Annotated in this window: 21 protein-coding genes and 2 pseudogenes; 11 read left to right on the top strand and 12 right to left on the bottom strand. The window is 70.0% G+C overall.

Going from position 1 to position 22,320, the window contains the following annotated elements:
- Positions 1-75: 75 nt before the first annotated feature.
- The 4 genes from AB0M01_RS14430 (at position 76) to AB0M01_RS14415 (ending at position 5,387) form a co-directional block, all read left to right on the top strand.
- On the top strand, positions 76-3,687 hold the full coding sequence (locus AB0M01_RS14430) for a discoidin domain-containing protein (protein WP_363669282.1): 3,612 nt from the start codon (positions 76-78) through the stop codon (positions 3,685-3,687).
- A 78-nt stretch (positions 3,688-3,765) separates the two neighbouring features.
- Complete coding sequence (locus tag AB0M01_RS14425) at positions 3,766-4,278, top strand: DUF664 domain-containing protein (protein ID WP_363669280.1); 513 nt, start codon at positions 3,766-3,768, stop codon at positions 4,276-4,278.
- Positions 4,279-4,287: 9 nt separating this feature from the next.
- Positions 4,288-4,959 (top strand): HAD family hydrolase, encoded by a 672-nt coding sequence (locus tag AB0M01_RS14420; RefSeq protein WP_363669278.1) that lies wholly within the window; start codon positions 4,288-4,290, stop codon positions 4,957-4,959.
- Between the two features lie 47 nt (positions 4,960-5,006).
- Entirely contained in the window at positions 5,007-5,387 is a 381-nt protein-coding gene (locus tag AB0M01_RS14415; protein ID WP_363669276.1) for a MerR family transcriptional regulator, read from the top strand.
- Between the two features lie 19 nt (positions 5,388-5,406).
- On the opposite strand, the gene AB0M01_RS14410 is transcribed toward AB0M01_RS14415, so the two are convergent.
- The 4 genes and pseudogenes from AB0M01_RS14410 to AB0M01_RS14395 form a co-directional block, all read right to left on the bottom strand.
- A complete protein-coding gene (locus tag AB0M01_RS14410) occupies positions 5,407-6,345 on the bottom strand; it encodes an aldo/keto reductase (protein ID WP_363669274.1) in 939 nt (312 codons plus the stop codon).
- A 33-nt stretch (positions 6,346-6,378) separates the two neighbouring features.
- Positions 6,379-6,852 carry a MerR family transcriptional regulator gene (locus AB0M01_RS14405; protein WP_363669272.1) on the bottom strand — a complete coding sequence of 158 codons (474 nt, stop codon included), beginning with the start codon at positions 6,850-6,852 and terminating at the stop codon, positions 6,379-6,381.
- A gap of 19 nt (positions 6,853-6,871) precedes the next feature.
- Positions 6,872-7,729 (bottom strand): annotated as a pseudogene (locus AB0M01_RS14400) (SDR family NAD(P)-dependent oxidoreductase).
- A gap of 66 nt (positions 7,730-7,795) precedes the next feature.
- Positions 7,796-9,595 (bottom strand): ABC transporter ATP-binding protein, encoded by a 1,800-nt coding sequence (locus AB0M01_RS14395; RefSeq protein ID WP_363669270.1) that lies wholly within the window; start codon positions 9,593-9,595, stop codon positions 7,796-7,798.
- Positions 9,596-9,674: 79 nt separating this feature from the next.
- Here AB0M01_RS14395 and AB0M01_RS14390 point away from each other — a divergent pair, with 79 nt between their 5' ends.
- From AB0M01_RS14390 to AB0M01_RS14375, 4 genes are all read left to right on the top strand, one after another.
- Positions 9,675-10,100 (top strand): MarR family transcriptional regulator, encoded by a 426-nt coding sequence (locus AB0M01_RS14390; RefSeq protein WP_363669268.1) that lies wholly within the window; start codon positions 9,675-9,677, stop codon positions 10,098-10,100.
- 70 nt (positions 10,101-10,170) lie between these two features.
- Positions 10,171-10,692 carry a MarR family winged helix-turn-helix transcriptional regulator gene (locus AB0M01_RS14385; protein WP_363669266.1) on the top strand — a complete coding sequence of 174 codons (522 nt, stop codon included), beginning with the start codon at positions 10,171-10,173 and terminating at the stop codon, positions 10,690-10,692.
- 176 nt (positions 10,693-10,868) lie between these two features.
- A complete protein-coding gene (locus tag AB0M01_RS14380; RefSeq protein ID WP_363669264.1) occupies positions 10,869-11,915 on the top strand; it encodes an NAD(P)-dependent alcohol dehydrogenase in 1,047 nt (348 codons plus the stop codon).
- 32 nt (positions 11,916-11,947) lie between these two features.
- A complete protein-coding gene (locus tag AB0M01_RS14375; protein WP_363669262.1) occupies positions 11,948-12,886 on the top strand; it encodes a TIGR03619 family F420-dependent LLM class oxidoreductase in 939 nt (312 codons plus the stop codon).
- Between the two features lie 30 nt (positions 12,887-12,916).
- Here AB0M01_RS14375 and AB0M01_RS14370 read toward each other — a convergent pair whose 3' ends face one another.
- From AB0M01_RS14370 to AB0M01_RS14355, 4 genes are all read right to left on the bottom strand, one after another.
- Positions 12,917-13,834: an NADP-dependent oxidoreductase gene (locus tag AB0M01_RS14370; RefSeq protein WP_363669260.1), complete on the bottom strand. Its 918-nt coding sequence runs from the start codon at positions 13,832-13,834 to the stop codon at positions 12,917-12,919.
- A 99-nt stretch (positions 13,835-13,933) separates the two neighbouring features.
- Complete coding sequence (locus AB0M01_RS14365; RefSeq protein WP_363669474.1) at positions 13,934-15,286, bottom strand: PLP-dependent aminotransferase family protein; 1,353 nt, start codon at positions 15,284-15,286, stop codon at positions 13,934-13,936.
- Complete coding sequence (locus AB0M01_RS14360) at positions 15,177-15,692, bottom strand: hypothetical protein (protein WP_363669258.1); 516 nt, start codon at positions 15,690-15,692, stop codon at positions 15,177-15,179. The genes AB0M01_RS14365 and AB0M01_RS14360 overlap by 110 nt, the downstream gene beginning before the upstream one ends.
- Before the next feature lie 42 nt (positions 15,693-15,734).
- Entirely contained in the window at positions 15,735-16,100 is a 366-nt protein-coding gene (locus tag AB0M01_RS14355; protein WP_363669256.1) for an MmcQ/YjbR family DNA-binding protein, read from the bottom strand.
- Positions 16,101-16,225: 125 nt separating this feature from the next.
- Here AB0M01_RS14355 and AB0M01_RS14350 point away from each other — a divergent pair, with 125 nt between their 5' ends.
- From AB0M01_RS14350 to AB0M01_RS14340, 3 genes are read left to right on the top strand one after another with little or no spacing between them, the layout of a single operon-like run.
- The gene (locus AB0M01_RS14350) at positions 16,226-17,056 is read left to right on the top strand and encodes an isocitrate lyase/phosphoenolpyruvate mutase family protein (protein WP_363669254.1); all 831 of its coding nucleotides are present in this window, start codon (positions 16,226-16,228) and stop codon (positions 17,054-17,056) included.
- Positions 17,057-17,068: 12 nt separating this feature from the next.
- A complete protein-coding gene (locus AB0M01_RS14345) occupies positions 17,069-17,716 on the top strand; it encodes a nitroreductase family protein (RefSeq protein ID WP_363669252.1) in 648 nt (215 codons plus the stop codon).
- Positions 17,717-17,738: 22 nt separating this feature from the next.
- Positions 17,739-18,656 (top strand): NADP-dependent oxidoreductase, encoded by a 918-nt coding sequence (locus AB0M01_RS14340; protein ID WP_363669250.1) that lies wholly within the window; start codon positions 17,739-17,741, stop codon positions 18,654-18,656.
- A gap of 45 nt (positions 18,657-18,701) precedes the next feature.
- Here the strand turns inward: AB0M01_RS14340 and AB0M01_RS14335 are convergent, their stop codons facing one another.
- From AB0M01_RS14335 to AB0M01_RS14320, 4 genes and pseudogenes are all read right to left on the bottom strand, one after another.
- Positions 18,702-19,088, bottom strand: a complete 387-nt coding sequence (locus AB0M01_RS14335) for a DUF4440 domain-containing protein (protein ID WP_363669248.1) — start codon at positions 19,086-19,088, stop codon at positions 18,702-18,704.
- Between the two features lie 75 nt (positions 19,089-19,163).
- Entirely contained in the window at positions 19,164-19,520 is a 357-nt protein-coding gene (locus AB0M01_RS14330; RefSeq protein ID WP_363669472.1) for an alpha-L-fucosidase C-terminal domain-containing protein, read from the bottom strand.
- Positions 19,515-20,603: pseudogene (locus AB0M01_RS14325) on the bottom strand (alpha-L-fucosidase); the annotation flags it as partial. The gene AB0M01_RS14330 and the pseudogene AB0M01_RS14325, both read right to left, overlap by 6 nt.
- A gap of 25 nt (positions 20,604-20,628) precedes the next feature.
- On the bottom strand, positions 20,629-22,317 hold the full coding sequence (locus AB0M01_RS14320) for an ABC transporter substrate-binding protein (RefSeq protein WP_363669246.1): 1,689 nt from the start codon (positions 22,315-22,317) through the stop codon (positions 20,629-20,631).
- Between the last annotated feature and the right edge of the window lie 3 nt (positions 22,318-22,320).

The raw sequence follows: 22,320 nt of genomic DNA, 5'->3' as shown, positions 1-22,320 counted from the left end.
CACGCGGCGCCTCCGCCCTGCCGGAGGCGCCGCGGGTCTGCATGTCCTCCCCGCCCCTACCAGGAGGTTCCCTGCATGTCTTCCGTCCCGTCCCGGACCCGACATCGGATCACGGCGGCCGCGCTCGCCGTACTGACCATCGGTGCCCTGACCACGACAACCACTCCCGAGCCGGCCGCCGCGGAGCCCGCGGCAACCATCCCCGACCTGACCAGCGCCAACCGGCGCGCCCCGATCGCCGGTCTCCCCGACTGGAGCAAAGCCGGGTACCGCGGCGGCGCGGCACTCCCCGGCGCGTCCGACATCAACCCCGACGCCAACTGCCAGATCACCGCCGCCGAGCTGGCTTCCCAGTACGGCGTACGGGCTGACGGCAGCGACGCGACCGCCGGAATCCAGGCGGCGATCGACGCGATCCGGACGCAGTGCACGCCGTCGGCGAGCTACACCAAGCTCTCCCAGATCACCTTGCCGGAGGGACGGATCGCGGTCTCCCGGCAGCTCGGTCTCGACGCCAGCTACCTGCTGATCAAGGGCGCCGGCGAGGGCCGGACCGTGCTGGTGTTCCGCCCCGACACCAACACCCGGTACGACAAGCTGACGCCCGACGGCAGCGACTGGGACGAGGACGGCATGACCCACGGCGCCGGGAAGGGCGGCTGGACCTGGCCGGGCCGCGGGCTGCTCCGGGTGCAGACCCGCGAGGTCTCGCCGAAGTACGCGTCGGACTACGCCTCGGCTCCCGCGAACCGCAAGGACATCTTCGAAGGGAGCATCAACCAGCACTGGGCCAGCGGTATCCCGCTGCGCGAGGCGTCCGCGATCGGTACGACGCAGATCAAGCTCGCCACGTCGGCGAACATGGCGCTGTTCAAGGCGGGCAACTACCTGTGGGTCGGCGCGGCGAACTCGGTGAAGTTCTACCAGCAGCAGACCGCCACCGACACCTCGAAGTACCAGAACCTGCACATGCGGCAGCAGATCTTCCAGATCACCGCGGTCGACACCGCCGGGCGCAACGTGACGATCGACAAGCCGCTGGAGTACGACCTGCCGGTGAACTCGACGTCGGACGGGTCGACGGCGATCGGCGGCACCGTCTACCCGAGCCGGGTGACACCGCTGAAGCCGGTGCTCGGCGTCGGGATCGAGGACCTGACCATCACCCAGGACCTGACCGGGATGCCGAAGCTTGCCGGCGGCACCTACAACCTGGACGCAGCCGATGCCGTGCACAACTACGGCAACATGGCGCCGGAGTACCAGATGCACGGGATCGTGCTGAAGTGGGCGGTGAACAGCTGGGTGCGCCGGGTGGGTACCGAGATGACCGGGTCGCACCCGATCGTCACCGAGAGCGCGAAGAACATCCAGGTCCAGGAGTCGCACCTGGACGGCTCCTGGAACAAGGGCAAGGGCGGCAACGGGTACCTGCGCGGCTCCCGCGTCTGGGACTCGCTGTACGCGTACAACACGACCCGCAACCTGCGGCACTTCACCTTCCAGTGGTCGGCCTCGAACAACGTGGCCATCGGCAACGACTTCGACTCCGACCTGAACGTGCACGGTGGCTGGGAACGCCGCAACCTGTTCGAGAACAACACCGTCCGGGTCCCGTTCGAGCACTCGTCGAAGAACTGTGACAGCAACTGCGGCGACGAAGGCGGCGACGTACCGGACGACTCGACCTGGTGGCCGATCTGGTGGGCCGCCGGGCCGAAGGCGCTGAAGTGGTCCGGGTCGAGCGGGCCGCAGAACGTGGTCTACAACAACGCGCTCAGCAAGCAGACCACTGCTGGTGGCGCGTACCAGCCCTACTACCCGGACCGGCAGCGGATCTACCAGTTCGGGAGCAGCTCGGCGGATGCTTCGAAGTTCCAGCACTTGGCGGTCGGCGGTACGACGATCCCGGACTGGGCGAGCCGCGAGACGGTCGACTACACCGGGCCGAACCAGGGCGTGAACGCCAGCCGCACGGATGCCTCCGGGTCGTTGTTCCTGCGGAGCGTCGGCGGCAGCGGCGACTCTGCGGCGCCGAGCGTTCCGGGCGGGCTGCGCAGTACCGGCACGACTTCGTCCAGTGTGTCCCTGGCCTGGAACGCTGCGACGGACAACGTCGGCGTCACCGGGTACGACGTACTCCGGAACGGTGTTGTCGTCGGCAGCCCCTCGGGAACCAGCTACACCGACAGCGGGTTGTCACCGTCGACCGGGTACAGCTACACCGTTCAAGCTCGTGATGCCGCAGGCAACCAATCCGGGCCGTCGGCCGCGGTCAGCGTGACCACACCGGGCGGCTCCTCATCCGAGACGCTGCTCTCCCGAGGCAAGCCGACCACCGCGTCGTCGACCGAGGGCTCCGGCTTCGAGTCCGGCCTCGCCGTCGACGGCGACACCTCGACGCGGTGGGCGTCGCAGGAGGGCCGCGACGCAGAGTGGTTGCAGGTCGACCTCGGCGCGTCGGCGAACCTGACGCGGGTCAAGCTGAACTGGGAGGCCGCGTTCGGCAAGGCGTACCAAGTTCAGGTCTCGGCGAACGGGTCGAGCTGGTCGACCGTCGCCTCCACGACGACCGGGGACGGCGGGATCGACGAGATCCCGGTGACCGGGTCGGCCCGGTACGTGCGGATCAACGCGACGGCGCGCGGTACGGCGTACGGGTACTCGCTGTTCGAGTTCGAGGTCTACGGTACGGCAGGTGGCGGCGGTGGCGGCTCGGCTGTTGACGTCTCGACGGCCGCGCAACTGCAGGCCGCGCTCGCGAATGCGCAGCCGGGGCAGACGATCCGGCTCGCCGCCGGGCAGTACCGCGGCGCGTTCCTCACACAGCGGGCCGGGACCGCTTCGGCACCGATCACGCTGACCGGGCCGGCGTCCGCCGTACTGATCAACGACGGGCCGTCGGGTGACGCGCCGTCCTGCCCGGCGCCGACCGCCGGGTGGGACTCGGGGTACGGGCTGTGGCTGTTCGGTGCGCCGTACTGGAAGCTCAGCGGGTTCACCGTGCAGGAGTCGAAGAAGGGGATCGTGCTGGACAACTCCCACCACGTGACCATCGACGACGTCACGGTCCACCACACCGACGAGGAGGCCGTCCACTTCCGCCGCTCGTCGGCCGACGGCGTGATCCGGAACTCGACGATCACCGACGCGGGCCTGGTGCAGAAGGGGTACGGCGAAGGTGTCTACATCGGCTCGGCCGGGTCGAACTGGAGCTGCCACGGCAACACCGGCGGCGTCGACAAGTCCGACCGGGTGCAGGTGCTCGACAACCAGCTCGGGCCGAACATCGCCGCCGAGGCGATCGACGTGAAGGAGGGCACGACCGGCGGGGTGATCCGCGGGAACACCTTCAACGGCCGCGGCGTGTCGGGTGAGAACTCGGCCGACTCGTGGGTCGACGTCAAGGGCTTCGACTACGTGATCGAGAACAACACCGGGACCTTCTCCTCCCCCGGCACCTTCGCCAACGGGTACGAGACCCACAACCCGTCGACCACGCCGAGCTTCCCGAACGGGTGCGGCAACGTGTGGCGCAGCAACACCTCGGACCTGGGCGGCGTCGGCAAGTACGCGATCAACGTCAGCTCCCAGTCCAAGTGCTCGGCGAACCCGAACGTCGTGCACGCCTCCAACACCGTCCGCAACGCGGTGACCGGCCTGACCAACATCCCGGTCACGCCGTAGTCGTTGCCGGGCGCCCGCTCCCGGGCGCCCGGCACGCTGCGTTCAGCCGAGCGCCGCGAACTTCCCTAGGCTGACCCCATGTCCGAGCAGCACTACCCAGACCTGGACGCCGACGAGAGAACCACCCTCACCCAGTTCCTCGACCAGTACCGCCACCGCGTCCTCACCCGGATCACCGCCCTCACCGACGAGCAAGCCCGGACCCGGAGCATCCCGACCACGGACCTGTACCCCGGCAGCGTGGTGAAACACCTGGCCCACATGGAAGACCACTGGTTCATCGCCCGCATCGGCGGCGGCGTCCTCCCGGAACCGTGGGCGTCGGCCCCCACCGACAACTGGGCCTTCACCTCGGCCGCCGACAACACCGTCGCCGAGCTCGCCGCCCTGTACGAGGTCGCCTGCAACCGAAGCCGCGCGGTCGCCGCCCGCCTCCCGAGCCTCGATACCCTCGCGCCGCGCCCGTCGTTCGGCAAAGGCCCGGTGACGCTGCGCTGGGTCATGGTCCACCTGCTCGAAGAAACCGCCTGTCACCTGGGCCACCTGGATCTGCTGGCCGACGCAGCCCAGGCGCAGACACCGGCACGATAGGTTTCGGGCATGCGACGTGCCTTGATGGTTGATCTGTTCAGCACCTTGATCCCCGGTGGGCATCGCGAGCGTGCGGCGGTGCACAGCGAGATGGCCGAGGTGCTCGGCGTCGAGCCCGAGGACTTCGCGGCCGCGTTCGACGCGACGGTCTACGAGCGGTTCACCGGGGCGTACGGCGACCTGTCGTCGACCTTGCGCGAGCTCGCGCGGCGCTGCGGAGGGCGGCCGAGCGACGATCAGTTGCGTCGGGCAACGGACATGCGGCGTACGCTCGCCCAGGAACTCGTCGGGGCCGCCCCGGCGTCCACGCTGGACGCGCTCGCCACGCTGCGCTCGGCGGGCTGGCGAACCGGGCTGGTCAGCAACATCACCTCCGAGACGCAGACGCAGTGGTCGCAGAGCGCCCTGTCGCAGCACTTCGAGGTGACCGCGTTCTCCGCCGAGGTCGGATCGGCGAAACCTGAGCCGGCGATCTACCTGGCCGCCTGCGAAGGGCTCGGCGTCGAACCGACCGAGTGCGTGTACGTCGGCGACGGCAACGACAACGAACTGGCAGCAGCCACCGCCCTCGGCATGCACGTCATCCGGACGACGGAGCACGCCGACAGCGACCCGGGCTGGGCGGGCCCGACGATCGCCTCGTTCGCAGCCCTTCCCGCGCTCCTGGGAGCGCCGGGCTAGACGCCGAGCGCTCGAACGGGACCCCACGGGTTTGTTAGGTTCGGACGATGGCCACCTACTCGCCGGCCGAAGCAGCCGCGGAATCCGGGTTCAGCATCGACACGCTGCGCTACTACGAGCGTGAAGGCATCCTGCCGCGCATCGAGCGCAACGCGGGCGGCCGCCGCGTGTACAGCGACGGCGATCTGTGGATGCTCGGCTTCCTGCGCTGCCTGCGGGACACCGGGATGTCGATCGAGCAACTGCGCCGGTACGGCGAACTGAGCCGCGACGAGGCGACGATGCCGGAGCGGGTCGAGCTGCTGGAAGAGCACGCGGCGTCGATCCGGGCGCGGATCGCGGAGCTCGGGGCGACGCTCGAGCGGGTCGAGGAGAAGGCGGAGTGGTACCGCGGGGAGCTTCGGCGAATCGACGACGCGTCGTCGTGACCCGCTCCAGCGCCGCGGCCTAAGCGCCGTCCAGCACCGCCAACTCGTCCGCGGTGAGCACGGTCGACACTCCCTCCACCGCCTCCTCGAGCTGCTCCACACTGCTCACTCCGACGATCGGCGTCAGCGCCGGACGCCCGGACGTCAGCCAAGCGAGCACCACCTGCCCCGCCCGAAGCCCCCGCGCATCCGCGACCCGACGCAGCGCAGCCAGCCGCCGCTCGGTGCCGGGATGCTGGTACTCGATTTCCAGCGGCCGATCGTCGCGGTCGTACCGTCCCCGCAGCGTCGCCGTGTAGACCCACCCCTCGAACGACGGGTTGCGCCGCAGGAAGTCGAGCCCGTCCGGTGACAACATCCCGAGCGCGATCGGCTGCCCCTCGACGTCCATCCCGCCTGCGGGCTGCAGGTAGGAGTAGCGCTCCTGATAACCGACCGGCTGAGGAAGACCGGCACGCTCGGCAGCAGCCCGGATCCGCTCGACCAACCACGACGGATGGTTCGACACCCCCCACCGAGCAGCCAGCCCTTCCCGAACCAGCCCACCGAACGTCGCGACCAGCTCCTCCACCGGCACCGACGGATCCTCGACGTGCGCCCAGTACAGATCCACGCCGTCCACCCCCAGCCGCTCCAGGCTCCCCGCCATCGCCCCACGCACGACGTCCTCGCGCAGCCCTTCGAGATGCTCGGGGAATCCCCTGACGCGCGTCGGCTGCGCGCCCACCTTCGTACTGAGACGCACCGGCACGCCTGGGTTGGCCGCCAGCCACCGCCCCAGCACGGCCTCGCTCTGACCACCGAATCCCGTCTCGGACGTCCAGAAGCTGTAGTTGTCGGAAGTGTCGATCAGGGCCCCACCGAGCTCGGCGTACCGGTCGAGGATCGCGAACGCGGTCCGCTCGTCCACCGTCGTACCGAAGTACATCGCCCCGAGGGCCATCATTGGTGTGTTCATCACCCCACCCTGATTCCTGGAGCGCGCTCCAGGTCAACCCTCCGGGTGACCGCCGTACACGCGCAGCTTGTACTCCGTCGTCGCGAGCGCGAGCTGGTACGCCCGGACCTGGCGCTCGATGCGCTCACGCTGTTCGAGCATGATCGCCCGCCGCTCGGGCACCGTGCTGTCGCCTTGATCGACCAGTACGACGTACCGCTTGAGGTCGCGCATCGTCATCCCCGACAGCCGCATGCGGGTGAGGAACACGAGCCGGCGCAGGTCGGACGCGGAGTACGCGCGATACCCCGAGGCGTTCCGCGCCGGCCGCACGAGCCCCTGCTGCTCGTAGTACCGCAAGGTGTGGGCCGAGAGCCCGACCAGCTGCGCGGCCTCGGCGACGGTGTGCGGGCTGACCGCGTCGTCGATCGTGGTGTCGTCGAGCACCTCGAGCAGCGCGTCGATCGCGGAGGCGGTCGGCTCGTCGCCGGCTGCCAGGAAGCGTTCGATCAGCGCGTCGGTGGCCATGGTCGTCATGCTACGTCGCTCAGAACGCTCGTACGGCGGGCGCGATCCCCGGGAAGTCCGCCGACTCGCTGACCTCCGCCCAGGCCTCGACGTCGTCGAGCGCGCGGCGGTACGTGCGGGTGAGATTCCGAACCGCCTCGGCACCGAGGGGCAGGCGCAGCGGGGCGTCGGGGTGATCGAGCGTGCTGCGGATCGCTGCCGCGGCTCGCGCCGGGTCGCCTTCCTGGACGCCGTCGGCCTCGGCCATGTTCGCCCGTACGGCGCTGATCACGCCGTCGTACCCGGCCCGAGGCTCAGCGGTGATGAGCACGTCCGACGCGTTGAACTCGGTGCGGAAGCGGCTCGGCTCGACGATCAGCACGCGGATCCCGAACGGCGCGACCTCCCCCGCGAGTGCCTCGGACCAGCCTTCCAGCGCGAACTTGCCGGCCGAGTAGCTGCCGACGGCCGGGAACGACATCCGCCCGCCCTGGCTGCTCATCTACACGATCGCGCCGGATCCCTGCTCGCGCAGGTGAGGCAGCACCGCGCGTACGTACGCGGCGGGCCCGAAGAGGTGCTGGTCGAGCATGTCGCGCAGCGCCGCGTCCGTGATCTCCTCGGCGGCGCCGACCTGTCCGGCGCCGGCGTTGTTGACGAGCACGTCGACCCGCCCGAACTCGCCCACCGCACGCTCGACAACGGTTTCTGCACCAGCGGTGTCGCGTACGTCGTGCTCGACCGCGAGCATCCGATCGCCGTACGCCGCAGTGAGCGCCGCGAAGCGACCGGCTCGTCGCGCCGTACCGACGACGCACTCGCCGGCCGCGAGCGCGGCCTCGGCCAGGGCGAGGCCGAGGCCCGAGCTGGCGCCGGTGATGATCCAGGTCTTCGTCATGGCTTCGACGCTAGGGGTTCGAGTGCGCTCCAACGCAAGCCTGCGACGCCGGCTTCCGCTGGGTGCTCAGGTCGCCAGCCGGGCGTACCGGCCGTTGCTCTCGACCAGCGTCTCGTGCGTGCCGGACTCGATCACCCGGCAGTGGTCGATCACGACGAGCTGGTCGGCGTCGCGGACCGTCGACAGCCGGTGGGCGATGGTGATCGTGGTCCGGCCCTCGGCGAGCCGGTCGAAGGCCTGCTGGACCGCGCGTTCGGTCTCGGTGTCGAGCGCGCTGGTGGCCTCGTCGAGGACCAGGACGCGCGGGTTGCGCAGGAGGGTGCGGGCGATCGCGATCCGCTGCTTCTCGCCGCCGGAGAAGCGGTGTCCGCGGGAGCCGACCATGGTGTCGTAACCGTCCGGGAGCCCGACGATCAGGTCGTGGACCTGGGCGGCGCGGGCCGCGTCCTCGATCTCCGCGTCGGTGGCGTCGGGCTTGGCGTAGCGGAGGTTCTCCCGCACGGTGGTGTGCAGCAGGTAGGTCTCCTGGCTGACGACGCCGACCACACCGGCCAGATCGGCCAGTCGCAGGTCGCGCAGGTCGATGCCGTCGATCGTGACGCGTCCGCTGGTCGGGTCGTAGAGCCGCGAGACCAGGGCGGCGAGGGTGCTCTTGCCGGAACCGGTCTCACCGACCAGCGCCAGCGTCGTACCGGCCGGGACGTCGAGGGTGATGCCGGCGACCGCTGCGGTCTCGCTGCCGGGGTAGGCGAAGGTGACGTCCTCGAACCGGACGTGGCCGGCGATCCGGGCCGGGTCGATCGCGACCGGGTCGGCCGGGTCGTCGACGTCGACCGGGAGGTCGAGGTACTCGAAGATGCGCGCGAACAGGGCCAGCGAGCTGGTCAGCGAGATGCCGACGTTGAGCAGCCCCATCAGCGGCCGGAACAGCCCGGCCTGCAGGGTCGTGAAGGCGATCAGCGTCCCGATCGACAGCGTTCCGGCGGTGATCGGCAGGCCGGCGCTCAGGTAGATGATCGCCGGGATGGCGGCGAAGATGACGCTCATCGAGGCCATCCGCCACCGGCCGGCCAGCTCCGAGCGGAGCTCCAGGTCGATCAGGCGGGCCGACGAGGCGGTGAAGCGCTCGACCAGGGTCGCGGCGGTGCCCAGGTTCTTGCTGAGCTGGATGCCGCTGATCGACAGGCCTTCCTCGACGGTGACGTTGAGATCGGCCAGCTCGTGCTGCCGCTGGGCGGTGATCGTACGACGCATCCGCGCGACCTTGCGGGTCAGGTAGATCGCCGGCGGCATCACGACCAGCGAGATCAACGAGAGCTGCCAGGACAGCGCGAGCATCGCCACGGCGGTCGCGATCGCGGTGGTCAGGTTGGAGGCGATGGAGGTCGCGGTCGACGTGACGACCGGTTCCATTCCGCCGATGTCGTTGGTGATCCGCGACTGGACCTCGCCGGTGCGGGTCCGGGTGAAGAACGCGATCGACTGGCGCTGCAGGTGCGCGAAGACGTCGGTGCGCAGCCGGTGCATGACCTGCTGGCCGACCGTCGTACTGATCCAGGTCTGTACGACGCCGAGTGCCGAGGTCACCGCGGCGACGGCGACCATGCCGACGACCAGCCAGACCAGGAGCTTCAGGTCCTGCTGCGGCAGCGCGGTGTCGATGACCGCGCGGAGCAGGAACGGTGACGCCATCGCCACCACGGACGAGGCGACGATGATCGCCGTGACGACGGCGAGGGAGAGTTTGTGGGCGGTGAAGAGCCGTCCGATCCGGGCCAGCGAGACCTCACGGGCCTGGGCCTTCTCGGCGGCTGTGGCCGACTTGGGGCCGCCACGGCGGCCGCGCTGCAGATTTTCGTGATCCAAAGGAAGACACCGTTCTGTCGGGGATGCTGAGGTTACCTCACTATGAGGTTACAACACGATCGGTTGGTAGGCTATTCCCATGGCCGATGACGACGAGGAGACCCTCCCCGAGACCTTCTGGGGAGTCGCGCATCAGCTCCGCCACCTGCGCAAGAAGACCCTGGCCCCCTGGGACATCGCCCCGTCCCAGGCCCGCGCCCTCAGCGTCCTGCTGCGCGAAGGCCCGCTCCGCCTCAGCGAGCTCTCCGACCGCCTCCGGATCGCCGCCCGCTCCACCACCGAGGTCGTCGACGCCCTCCAGACCCGAGGCCTCGCCGACCGCCACCCGGACCCTCAGGACCGCCGCGCGACCCTGGTCGCCCCCACCCCCGAGGGCACCCGCATCGGCGAGGCCATCCGAGCCTCCCGCGACGCCGAAGCCGAGGCCTACTTCAGCATCCTGACCGACGACGAACGCGCCGACCTGACCACCATCCTCCGCAAACTCCGCACCGCGGAGCACTGAGTCCCGTACGACGGCCCGGCGGCCGGCGAAGTAGCCTTTCGGCAAGGTCGAGGACAGCGAGGGGAACGACATGGGCCGTAGGACGCCGGCGGCGGGTTCGGGCGGAGTACGGCGTACCGACGCGGAACCGGAGTGGCTCGACGACACGGAACTGCACGTCTGGCGGCGGTTCCAGCGGATGCGGACCCAGTTCGCGACCGCCCTGCGGGTGACGATGCAGCTGGACTCCGACCTGCCGCTGCCCGACTTCGAGGTGCTCGCCGTCCTCTCCGACGCCGAGGGCGGGGAGCTCCGGGCCCGTGACCTCCGCTTCGAGCTGCAGTGGGAGAAGAGCCGGCTCGCCCACCGCGTGAAGGCGCTGGAGGAACGTGGCCTGGTGCAACGATCGGAGTGTCCCGACGACCCGCGGGCACCGATCGTCCGGATGACCGAGGCCGGCCGGCAGGCGATCGCCGCGGCCGCGCCCGCCCACGTCGACCGGGTCCGCGACCTGGTCTTCGACCCGCTGACCAAGAAGCAGCAGCAGGCGCTGCTGGAGATCTCCGAGGCGATCATGGGCCGGCTCGCCGAGCGCGGCCTGAACGAGCCCTAACCCAACGACGGCCGCCTGACCGCGGCGTCCCAGCTGATCATCCACCCGGCGGCGAGCACGTCCGGGCGCTTCAGCACGCCCGGAGCCGACCTCTACGATCCAGGTTGACAGTTCAACGTTGATAGTTCAACCTCGGAGAAGCAGAACCGCACGGACGACAAGGACCTGTCTTCTCCATGAACAAAATCCCCGCGTACGCCGCAGCACGCTCCGGCGCCCGCCTCGAACCCACCACGATCACCCGCCGGACCCCGGCCGGCGCCGACGTCCGGATCGAGATCCGGTACGCCGGTGTCTGCCACACCGACATCGTGCAGACCCACGACGGCTGGGGACCGGGCCTCTACCCGATGGTCCCCGGCCACGAGATCACCGGCGTCGTCGTCGAGACCGGCCCGGGCGTCACCCGGTTCGCCGTCGGCGACCGGGTCGGCGTCGGCACGTACGTCGACTCCTGCCGCGAGTGCGAGGCCTGTACGGCGGGCCTGGAGGTGTACTGCCTCAACGGCGTCGTCCCGACGTACAACTCCCGCGGCCGCGACGGCAGTCCCAACCAGGGCGGCTTCTCCCGCGAGATCGTCGTCGACGAGCGGTACGTCGTACGGATTCCCGACAGCCTGCCGCTGGACGCGGCCGCTCCGCTGCTGTGTGCCGGAGCCACCACGTTCTCGCCGCTCAAGCACTGGAACGCCGGCCCCGGGAAGAAGGTCGCCGTCCTCGGCATGGGCGGCCTGGGCCACCTCGCCGTCCAGTACGCGCACGCGCTCGGAGCCGAGGTGACTGTGCTCTCCCGAACCCTGAGCAAGCAGGACGACGGCCTGCGGTTCGGCGCCGACCACTACTTCGCGACCGAGGACCCGAAGACCTTCGAGGACCTGGCCGGCGCCTTCGACCTCATCGTCTGCACGATCTCCGACCCGATCCGGCTCGACCCGTACCTGCGGCTGCTCAGGATCGACGGCGCGCTGGTCAACGTCGGCGCCCCCGAGGACGACCTCACCTTCGACAACTGGGCCCTGATCCCGGCCCGCCGCTCGTACGCCTCCTCGGCCGCGGCCGGGATGCCCGAGACCCAGCAGATGCTCGACTTCAGCGCCGAGCACGGGATCGCGGCCCAGATCGAGACCGTCGCGATGCGGGACATCAACGAGGTGTTCGAGCGGCTCGAGAAGGCCCAGGTCCGCTACCGCTTCGTCGTCGACCTGGCCACCCTCACCGCCTGACCCCCACTTCGAATCACCCTAGGAGCTTCAGCATGAGAATCGGTGTCACGCTTCCGCAGAACTGGAAGTTCGACCCGGCCACCGACGTGGCCCGCGCCGCGCGCGAAGCCGAGGACCTCGGCTACGACAGCGTCTGGGCCTGGGAGCGGCTGCTCTTCCCGCAGGACCAGACCGGCATCCACAGCCTCACCGAGTACGGCGACGGCACCTGGCCCGACGACTACCGCAAGGTCCTCGACCCGCTGGTGACGATGTCGGTCGCGGCGGCGGTCACCAACCGGGTCGCCATCGGCAGCTCGGTGATCGTGCCGCCGCTGCACATGCCGTACCGGCTGGCCAACTCGCTGGCGGCGATCGCCGCCGTCAGCGGCCGTCAGGTCGTCGCCGGTCTCGGCACCGGCTGGTCGGTCGACGAGTTCGCCGCCACCGCTCCGCGGCCGTTCAAGGAGCGCGGTGCCGCGCTCGACGAGTTCCTCGACGTGGCCGCCGCGGTCTGGGGCCCGGACCCGGTCTCGTTCGAGAACGAGCGCTACCGGGTCTGGCCCGCCGAGACCGGCCCGAAGCCGGCCGAGCCGATCCCGGTCTTCCTCGGCGGCTGGGGACGCCGGGCGCTGGACCGGGTCGCGCGGCGCGCGGACGGCTGGCTGCCGGTGATGGTGCCGCCCGCCCAGGTCGCCGAGACGATGCGGTCGTTGCGCAAGCAGGCCGAGCAGCACGGCCGCGACCCGGAGGCGCTGCGCTGCATCATTCTCGTTGCCCCCGGCACCGAAATGGACCGCGGCGAGACCGCCGAGCGGGCGCCGTACCAGGGCACGCCCGAGCAGATCCGCGCCGACATCGCCGCACTGGCCGATGCCGGCGTCGAGGAGGTGGTGATCGCACTGCACGCGCTGGCCGGCGACATCACGCAGTACGGCGAACTGCTGGAGCAGTTCCGCACCGAGCTGAGCGGTGTCGCGGGCAGCCGCTGACCCGGTCCGCCGGGTCCGGGCGGGCCGCCCCTACGAGCGCACGCTGATGATCGTCTTGCCCTTCACCCGCTCGGTCGGGTTGAACGCCGCGACCGCGTCGTCGAGGGTCGCTACGGTGCCGATCAGCGTGCGCAGGCGGCCCTCCCGGACTCGCTGGGCGAGCTCGGTCAGCTGGGGGCGGTCGGCCTCGACGACGAAGTCGATGGCCAGGCCGTCGGCCGGGCGGGACTCGGCCGGGCCGGCGATGGTGACCAGGGTTCCGCCGGCGCGGACCAGGGCCGCGGAGCGTTTCTGGGTCTCGCCGCCGAAGATGTCGAAGACCAGGTCGACCTCACCGATCTCTTCCAGCGCGTCGTTCTCGAGGTCGACGAACTCGTGGGCGCCGAGGTCGAGGGCGGGCTTGCGGTCGGCGGCGCGGCCGGTGCCGATGACGTGGGCGCCGGCCTCGCGGGCGAGCTGGGTGACCATCGAGCCGACTCCGCCGGCAGCGCCGTGGACCAGCACGCTCTGGCCGACCTGAAGGCGGCCGTGGACGAAGAGACCCTGCCAGGCGGTCAGGCCTGAGATCGGCAGCGCGGCACCGACGGTGAAGTCGATGTCGCCCGGGAGCGGCGCGAGGTTTCGGGCCTCCACGGCGACGTACTCCGCGAGGGTGCCGTCACGGGTCCAGTCGGCGAGGCCGAACACGCGCTGGCCGACCGACAGGCCCCTGGTGCCGTAGCCGAGCGCACTGACCACGCCAGCCAGTTCGTGGCCGGGGATCGACGGCGTCCGGTCACGACCGAGGCGGTCGGTCCAGGTCGAGCCCCAGTCCAGCTCCCCCGGCGTGAACCCCGACGCGTGCACCTCGACCAGTACGTCGTTGCCCGCCGCCTCCGGCACCGGCCGTTCGGCCAGCTTCATCCCGGCCGTTCCTTCGGCCTGATCCGCCACCACGATCGCCTTCATCAGGCACCTCTCTCCATCCAGTCGGGTGGCTCGACGCTAACCCCTGAGTGGCCCCGGACCTGGGTCCACTTGGGACCTGTGAACGGGGACCACTCACGCTCAGCGAAGGACCCGGACCAGCGCGTCGAGAGCGGCCGACCAGGCGCTCGGGGACGGCGCCGCGAATCCGACGGCCACGCCGTCACGTCCCGAAGTCGACCCCGGGTGCCGGAAGAAGTCGAGCGGCTCGACCATCAGTTGCTCGCGGATGGCGCGGCGCACGAGCTCAGCGCCGGTCCGCCCGGGTTGCTCGACGACGACGTGCAGCCCCGCGGCCAGCCCGGTCACCTGCGCGGTCGGCGCGTGCCGGCCGATCACGTCCACCAACTGCCGGAGCCGGCGCCGGTACTCCGAACGCATCGCGCGCACATGCCGGTCGTACGCCCCGGACTCGACGAAGTCGGTCATCGCCAGCTGGTTGACGAACCCAGCGGTCTCCTCCGCCCAGCCCTTCTGCGCGACGATCGGCTCGACCAGCTGATCCGGTACGACGAGCCAGCCGAGGCGCAGCCCCGGCGCCAGCGATTTGCTCGCCGTCCCCAGGTAGATCACCCGGTCGTGATCGAGCCCCTGCAACGCGCCCACCGGCGACCGGTCGTAGCGGAACTCGCCGTCGTAGTCGTCCTCGATGATCAGCGCGCCCCGCCGCCGCGCCCAGTCCACGACCGCGGCCCGCCGGTCGGACTGCAGCGCCACGCCCAGCGGGAACTGGTGCGACGGCGTCAGCAGAACCGCGCCCGGGGTCGGCTCGTCGTCCAGCGCGGAGAGCTGCGCGCCGTCGGCGTCCACCGGGAGCGGGACGGTGTCGAGCCCGGCTTTCTCCAACGTCTCCCGCTGCGTCTGCAGCCCGAACTCCTCGACCGCCACCGTCCGCACACCCGCATCCGCCAGCACCGCGGCCACCAGCCGCAGTCCCTCCGCGGCCCCGCTGCACACCACCACGTTGTCCGCCTGCGCCCGCAGCCCGCGCGCCCGCGCCAGGTACCGCGCGATCGCGTCCCGCAGCTCGCCGCGGCCATGGGGATCGGCGTACCCGAAGGCTTCGAACGGTGCCGTGGTCACCGTCCGCTTCACCGCCCGCACCCACTCGTCTCGCGGGAACGACGACAGGTTCGGCCAGCCCGGCCGCAGGTCGTGTACGAGGGGTTGCTGGGCGGCCGGCGGTCGCGGCGCTCGCCGTACGGCGGGTTGCTCCGCCGACCGCTGCGCCACCTCCGTGCCGGACCCGTGCCGCCCGGTCAGCCACCCCTCGTTGATCAGCTCCGAGTAGGCCCGTACGACGGTGTTGCGGCCCAGCCCGAGGTCATCGGCCAGCACCCGGCTCGACGGCAGCCGCGTCCCCGGCGCCAGCCGTCCCGACCGGATCGCCTCCCGAAAGGCGTCCATCAGCCCAGCCCGCACGTTCGGCCCGATCTGCCCGACGTGCAGGTCCAGCCCCGCCGTCCGGACCGACTGCTCGCTCATGCCCAACGACGATACGGAACCGGCCGGACGAACGACCACTGGCGACCACCTTGTCGACGCTGACGGCGAACGTGTCGACGGGCGCGATGACCAGCAGCAGCGCGGCCGCCGCCGCGCCGTGCAGCCCGTCCGGCACGTACGGCGAGAGCGTGTGCGCGTAAGCGGTGTACGCGGCGAAGTCGCCCCAGCCGACCGCCCCGGTGCCGATCGGACCCCACCAGCCGAACCGATCGGCGACCGCGAGGAACCCGGCGGCCAGCGCGACGCGCGCGAGCACCGTCGCGGCCGACCACACCCACTCCCGCCGGACGACAGCCTTCAAGGACAGCGCTTTGGATGCTTGTGGCAACGACACGCTGCGAGGCTAGTCCGGTCCGGTCCGGAACGCTGGGTCCACTCAGCCCTCGGGAACGGGGACCAGTCGCTTCGGCAGCCCGGCCACCACGAGGTGGTAGGACTCCGTCACGAGCTCGCGCACCAGCTTCTCGCCGATCGTGCCACCGCCTTCCAGCGTGATCCAGTGCTTCTTGTCCATGTGGTAGCCGGGCGTGATGTCGGCGTACTGCGCCCGCAGGGCCTCCGCGTGCTCCGGCTCGGCCTTCACCACCACAACGGGCCGGCCGGGCAGGTCGGTCATCATCAGGAAGATCTTGCCGCCGACCTTGTAGAGGTCCCAGTCCGGGTCCGAGCGGTGCTCCAGCTCGGCGCCGGGCAGGTCGTCCGTGCAGGCGGCCGCGAGCTCGCGCAGTTCCAGCGCATCCATGCCGATCCACTCCTTCGGTCGTTTCTGACACCAGTTGGTGGCCGGGAGGGCGCGGACCTTACCGCGGTAAGAACCGGCGCACCCACGGCACTAACCTCCCGTCCCCTCGACCGAAGGTAGAACCGATGCGAAGCCTGTACGAGCAGTTCATGGAGCTGCACACCCGCGACGGCGGGTTCGTGATGCCGAACGCCTGGGACGGCCTGTCGGCGCTGATGCTCGCCGACGCCGGCTTCGAGGCGATCGCGACGTCGTCGGCGGCGCTCGCCGCGATCCTCGGCCGGCCCGACGGCCGCCACCAGGTCACCCGCGAGGAGCACCTCGACCACGCCCGGCTGCTCACCCGCGTCACCGGACTGCCCGTCAACGGCGACTTCGAGGACGGGTACGGCGCGACGCCCGACGACGTCGCGGCGACGGTCGAGGCCGCCGTCGACGCGGGCCTCGCGGGGATCGGGATCGAGGACACCTCCGGCGACCCGGACCGCCCGATCCGCGACTTCGACGACGCCGTCGAGCGCGTACGCCGTGCGGTCGAGGCCGCCGGGAAACGCATCGTCGTCACCGGGCGGACCGACAACTTCATCCAGGGGCGACCCGACCTCGACGACACCATCCGGCGCCTGACCGCGTTCGCCGAGGCCGGCGCGGACGTGCTCTACGCGCCGTACCCGCCCGACCTCGCCGCCGTCGAGGCGATCGTCACCGCGGTCGCGCCGACCCCGGTGAACCTCCTCGTCTCCCCCGCCGACCAGGTGCTGACCGTCGCCGAGCTGCAGAGGGCCGGGGTCAAGCGGATCAGCCTCGGCCCGTGGCTCTACGTGCACGCGATGGGCGCGCTCGACCAGGCCACGCAGGACCTGGTCAAGGGCGACCTCGCCTCGGCGGCGACCGGCCTCGACTTCGGCCGGATCGCAGAACTGATTGCCCGCAGCAAGAACTCCTCCAGCCAGTAGAAAGCGACCACCATGGATCTCGACCGACTGATGAGCAAGCACCTGACCCGGTACTTCGACCCCACCCGGACGATCCCCGAGGAGACCCTCGAGCAGCTGCTGAAGTTCCTGCGCTCGACGCCCACCTCGACCAACGTCCAGCCGAACCACTTCTATGTGATCGGCACCCCGGAGGGTAAGCAGCAGCTCGCGGACAACCTCGGCGAGCGCTTCCAGGACAACGCCGAGAAGATCCTGAACTCCTCGCACAGCATCATCCTCACCACCCGGGCCGACCTGCCGGAGAGCCACATCGACGCGGTGTTCAGCAAGGAACGGGCCGACGGCCGCTTCCCCGACCCGGCCAAGCAGGATCGGTGGGAGTCGATGACCCGTGACTTCCTCGATCTGCGCAACTATCACTACAAGGACATGAACCACTGGATGGAGAAGCAGACCTACATGGCGGTCGGGATGACGATGATGGCCGCGGCCGAGCTCGGCGTCGAGGCGATGCCGCTCGAGGGCTTCGACCCGGCGTCGGTGGACAAGGCGTTCAAGATCCGGGAGACCGGGCACGCCACCACCGTGCTGATGGCCCTCGGCTACCCCGACCCGGCCAAGCAGTACAGCAACCCGATCTCGCGCTTCGACACCGAGCAGCTGTTCACGTTCGTGTGAGCAATCGACAAGGAGGTTCCCGATGAAAGCGATCCTGGCGGACAACGAGTCCGCGGGCCTGGCCGGGCTGCGGCTGGCCGAGCACCCCGACCCGGCACCGGCGATCAACGACGTGGTCGTCGAGATCCACGCCTCGGGCTGGATCTCGACCGAGCTGGAGTGGCCCTCGACCTGGGTCGACCGCACCGGCCGGGACCGTACGCCGTCCGTCCCCGGCCACGAACTGGCCGGCGTGGTCACGGCCCTCGGCTACGGGACGACCGGGCTGTCGGTCGGGCAGCGCGTCTTCGGCCTCGCCGACTGGCACCGCGACGGCACACTCGCCGAGTACGTCGCGATCGAGGCCCGCAACCTGGCGCCGCTGCCGGACGAGATCGACTTCACGGTCGGCGCGAGCCTGCCGATCTCGGCCCTGACCGCGTGGCAGGGCCTGTTCCAGCACGGCCGGCTCGAGCCGGGCCAGCGCGTCCTCGCGCACGGCGCGGCGGGCGCGGTCGGCACGATGGTGACCCAGCTCGCCCGGGCCGCCGGCGCCCACGTCATCGGCACCGGCCGGGCCGCCGACCGCGAGAAGGCGATCGAGTACGGCGCGCACGAGTTCGTCGACCTCGCGCACGACGTACTGGAGGACGCCGGTCAGGTCGACCTGGTGTTCGACGTGATCGGCGGCGACATCCAGAAGCGCTCGGTCGCGATGATCAAGCCCGGCGGGACGCTCGTCTCGGTCGTCGGCTCGATCGAGGCCACCCCGGCCGGCGGTCGCGCGGTCGACTTCGTCGTCGAGGCCAGCCGCTCCGAGCTGGAGGAGATCGCCCGCCGGGTCGGCGACGGCAGCCTGCGGCCGAACGTCGGTACGACGACCACACTCACCGAGGCGATCGCCGCCTTCAACTCCACCGAGCGCTCCAAGGGCAAGACCGTCGTTCAGGTCCGGCCGTAGCTCGCCGCGCGCGCCGGCACCGGCCGGCGCGCGCACGGCGGTCGGTCAGGGTGCGATCTCGAGGTGCTGGATCAGCCCGTCCCCGGCCAGCGTGAACCGGTAGATCACATCGACCTCCCCACCGGGGAAGTCGCCGTCGAGGTGCTGCGTGACGACGTACCGGTTGTCGCCGAGCTCCTCGACATGGGTGATCTCGACCGTGTACGTGTACTCGCTGGACTCCGCCGACCGCCACCGGTGGATCTCGTCGTGCCCGGTGTAGGTCTCACCGTCGTCGTCGACCACCACCGCGTCGGCCGCGAAAGCCGCCAGCAGGTCGTGCGCGTTCGCCTTGTGCTGCGGATCGGCCTCCCGCAGAAACCTCTTGATCGCCGACGGCAACTGCTCGGCCTTCTCGGCCGCGCTCGGGTCGGGCGGTGTCTGGATGGTCATCGGGTGCCTCTCAGGTCGATCGGTGGGACATCGAAAATCTACCTCCCTGTGTCAGGAACCCGGCCGGGCCTTTCCTCACTCCGCGCCCCCGAGGTCGATCGCCAAGCAGTTCGCGACGTCCAGCGGAGCGGTCTCCGGCAGCAGCACCGTCAGTACGCCGTACGACTGCTCGAACCGCACCGGACCGTGCCCGAGCAGCCGTACGCCGGTGACGGTCTCGTGGCCGACCAGGCTGCGGATCACCGCGCGCCCGTCGGACGGCCACGCCAGCTGAAAGGCGTACAGGGTGTCGCCGCGGCGGGTGAAGCGGAAGTCGGCGCTGGTCCAGCTCACCCGGTCCTCGGTGAAGCCGCGGACGACGACGCTCGACGGTCCCTCGCCGGAGACGCGGAACGGGCGCGTCCCGTAGATCCCCTCGCCGCAGACCCGCATCCAGGCGCCGACGTCCTCGAGGAGCTGGGTGCACTCGCTGTCGATCGTGCCGTCCGGCCGTTGCGGGACGTTCAGCAGCAGGTTGCCGTTCTTGGCCACGATGTCGACGAGCATCTCGACCACGTGACCGGCGGTCTTGTACGTGTCACGGACGTTGTAGAACCAGTCCCCCACCGACGTGTCGGTTTGCCACGGCGCCGGGTGGATCGCCTGCGTCTGGCTGCGCTCGATGTCCATCACGCCGACCGCGCTCACCTCGGGCCGGCGGTCCTTCTGCTGGTAGACGGCACGGTTGGCGCCGTGCACCCGCGCACTGGTGCTGTACAGGTGCGCGACGGCCTGCAGACCCGGCCGGTAGTCGGCCTCGCCGAAGGGCAGCGGCCCGTCGGTGTAGAGCAGGTCCGGCTGAAACTTGTCGATCATCTCGGTCACCGCGGCCAACCAGTAGCGGTGCCACTCCGGATCCGCGACGTACCAGGGGTCCGGTACGTCGACGTCCGGCACCAGGTGCCGGCTGTTGTCCAGGTACAGATCCTTGTACGCCGGATCGTTGCCGTCGTACGGCACCGCGGCGTAAGCACCCAGCCGGTCGGCACCCTTGTTGACCGCGGTCCACCCGAGCGTGGCGCCGAGGTGCTCGGTGAGTCCGAACGGCAGCCCGCGCTCGTCCGCGGCCGCCTTCCAGAGCGCGACGATGTCCTTGCCGGGACCCACCCGCGCCGAGTTCCAGCGGTTCACGGCCGAGTCGTAGTTGAAGAAATGGTCGTGGTGCACCGCCTGCGCCACGAAGTACCGGGCACCCGCCGCGACGAACCGGTCCATCAGCTCCGCCGGGTCGAACCGCTCCGCGCGCCACAACTTCACGAGGTCCTTGTAGCCGAACTCCGACGGGTGCCCGTAGGTCCGCAGGTGGTAGCGGTACTGGTCACTGCCTTCGCGGTACATGTTGCGCGCGTACCAGTCGCCGTACCGGGGCACGGACTGCGCGCCCCAGTGCGACCAGATGCCGAACTTCGCGTCCCGGAACCAGTCGGGACACTCGAAACCGGACAGGGACTCGAAGCTGGCATCGAACGGCACGGACTGCTCCTTCTGCGGGTGGGTGGAACTACTTGGCCGGGACCTTGTCGAACGCGGTCTGCTGGATCTCCAGGTAGCGCTTCAGCCCCAGACCCTGCAGACCCTTCACGTAGCTGTCCCAGTCGCTGTCGATGTTCTTCGAACCGGTGATGAACTGCAGCGCGTTCTGCTGCACGTAGTTCTCGATGTTGGTCTGCAGCGTCGCCACCTCACCGGCCAGCGACGGGTCGATCCACACCTTCCAGAACGGGTAGATCTGGGCCTTGTCCTCCTTGCCGGCGTACAGCTTGGTGGCCTCGAACAGGCGCCGCTCGTAGCCGGCCTGGGAGTACAGGTCGGTGCCGATCACCTCGGAGTTCCGGAAGACCTCGGTGTTGTTGTACTGCGCGATCGCGCCCCAGCCCGAGTTCAGCGGCTTGGAGCCGACCTTGAGCGGGATCTGCCGGAAGGTCGGCTTCAGGGTCTTGTCGAGCGCGACGTCGCCGGCCTTGGCCTTCACCCAGGCCTTGCCCTCGGAACCGAACTGCCCGTTGATCTGGCCCTCGTCGGTGAAGATGAAGTCGAGCATCTTGATCGCCTGGATCTGCTCCTCCGGCGTCGCCTTGCTGGTCAGCACGAAGGTGGCGCCGGGCACGCTCGGGAAGTTGTAGCCGGTGAAGTTCGCGCCGCTCGGGCCGGTCAGCGGCGGGACGGCGTCGTACTGCTTGTCGCGGCCGTCGGGCGAGCCGGTGGTGACGAAGATGCCCGGGTGCAGCACGGTCGCGGAACCGAGGATCACCGTGCCGGCGTGGTCGCCCTGCGTCTGCAGCGCGTCCGGGTTCTGGGTGAAGGCGCCGCGGTCGATCAGGCCGTCCTTGTAGAGCCCGTTCAGGTACCGCAGCCCCTCCCGCCAGCCGTCCTTGTCGGCCTGCAGGTCGACCTTGCCGCCGTTCAGCACCAGGGTCGAGTTGTTGTTGCCGCTGGTCCCCTGCGGGTCGTAGATGAAGGCGTTCATGAAGTACGGGATCAGCACGTCCTTGACGTCGGCGCTGAGCGGGATCTCGTCGGCCTTGCCGTTGCCGTTCGGGTCCTGCGTCTTGAACGCCTCCAGGACCTTGCGCATGTCCTCGGTCGTCTTCGGCTGTTCCAGCCCGAGCTTCTTCAACCAGGCCGAGTTCATCCACAGCTTGTCCTGGTAGGAGCAGTGGAAGCAGTCCACCCACTGCGGCATCCCGTAGATCTTGCCGTCCGGCGCGGTGGCCATCTCCTTGTAGCCCGGCGACTGCTCCAGCGCCTTCTTGATGTTCGGCGCGTACTGGTCGATCAGCTGGTTCAGCGGGACGACCACACCCTGGTTGGACAGCTTCAGCAGGTCGGCCTGGGTGAACTGGTCGACCCACGGGATCAGCATGTACAGGTCCGGGTAGTCGCCGCTGGCCAGCGAGATCTGCCGCTTCTCGCGCGCCGGACCGCCGTCGAACGTGGTCGTCTGCCACTTGATGCTGATGCCGAACTTCGACTTGAGCAGCGCGGTGAAGTCGTTGGTGGCCAGGTTCACGTCGGCACTCTGCGGAGCGAAGACGTCCAGGGTGACCGGCGGGTTGCCGGTGATCGTGGGCAGCGGCTTGCCCTGCGCGTCGTCGGTCCCGCTGCCACCGGAGCAGGCCGCCAGGGCCAGCGCCAGCAGACTCAGGCCGGCCACAGCGGTCTGCCGCTTCTTCGTGAACGGTGCGAACATAAG

The organism is Kribbella sp. NPDC051770 (genome assembly GCF_040681455.1).
Classification (GTDB): Bacteria; Actinomycetota; Actinomycetes; order Propionibacteriales; family Kribbellaceae; genus Kribbella.
The sequence above is the reverse complement of the archived record's forward strand: the minus strand, read 5'-3'. Positions and strand labels throughout refer to the sequence as shown.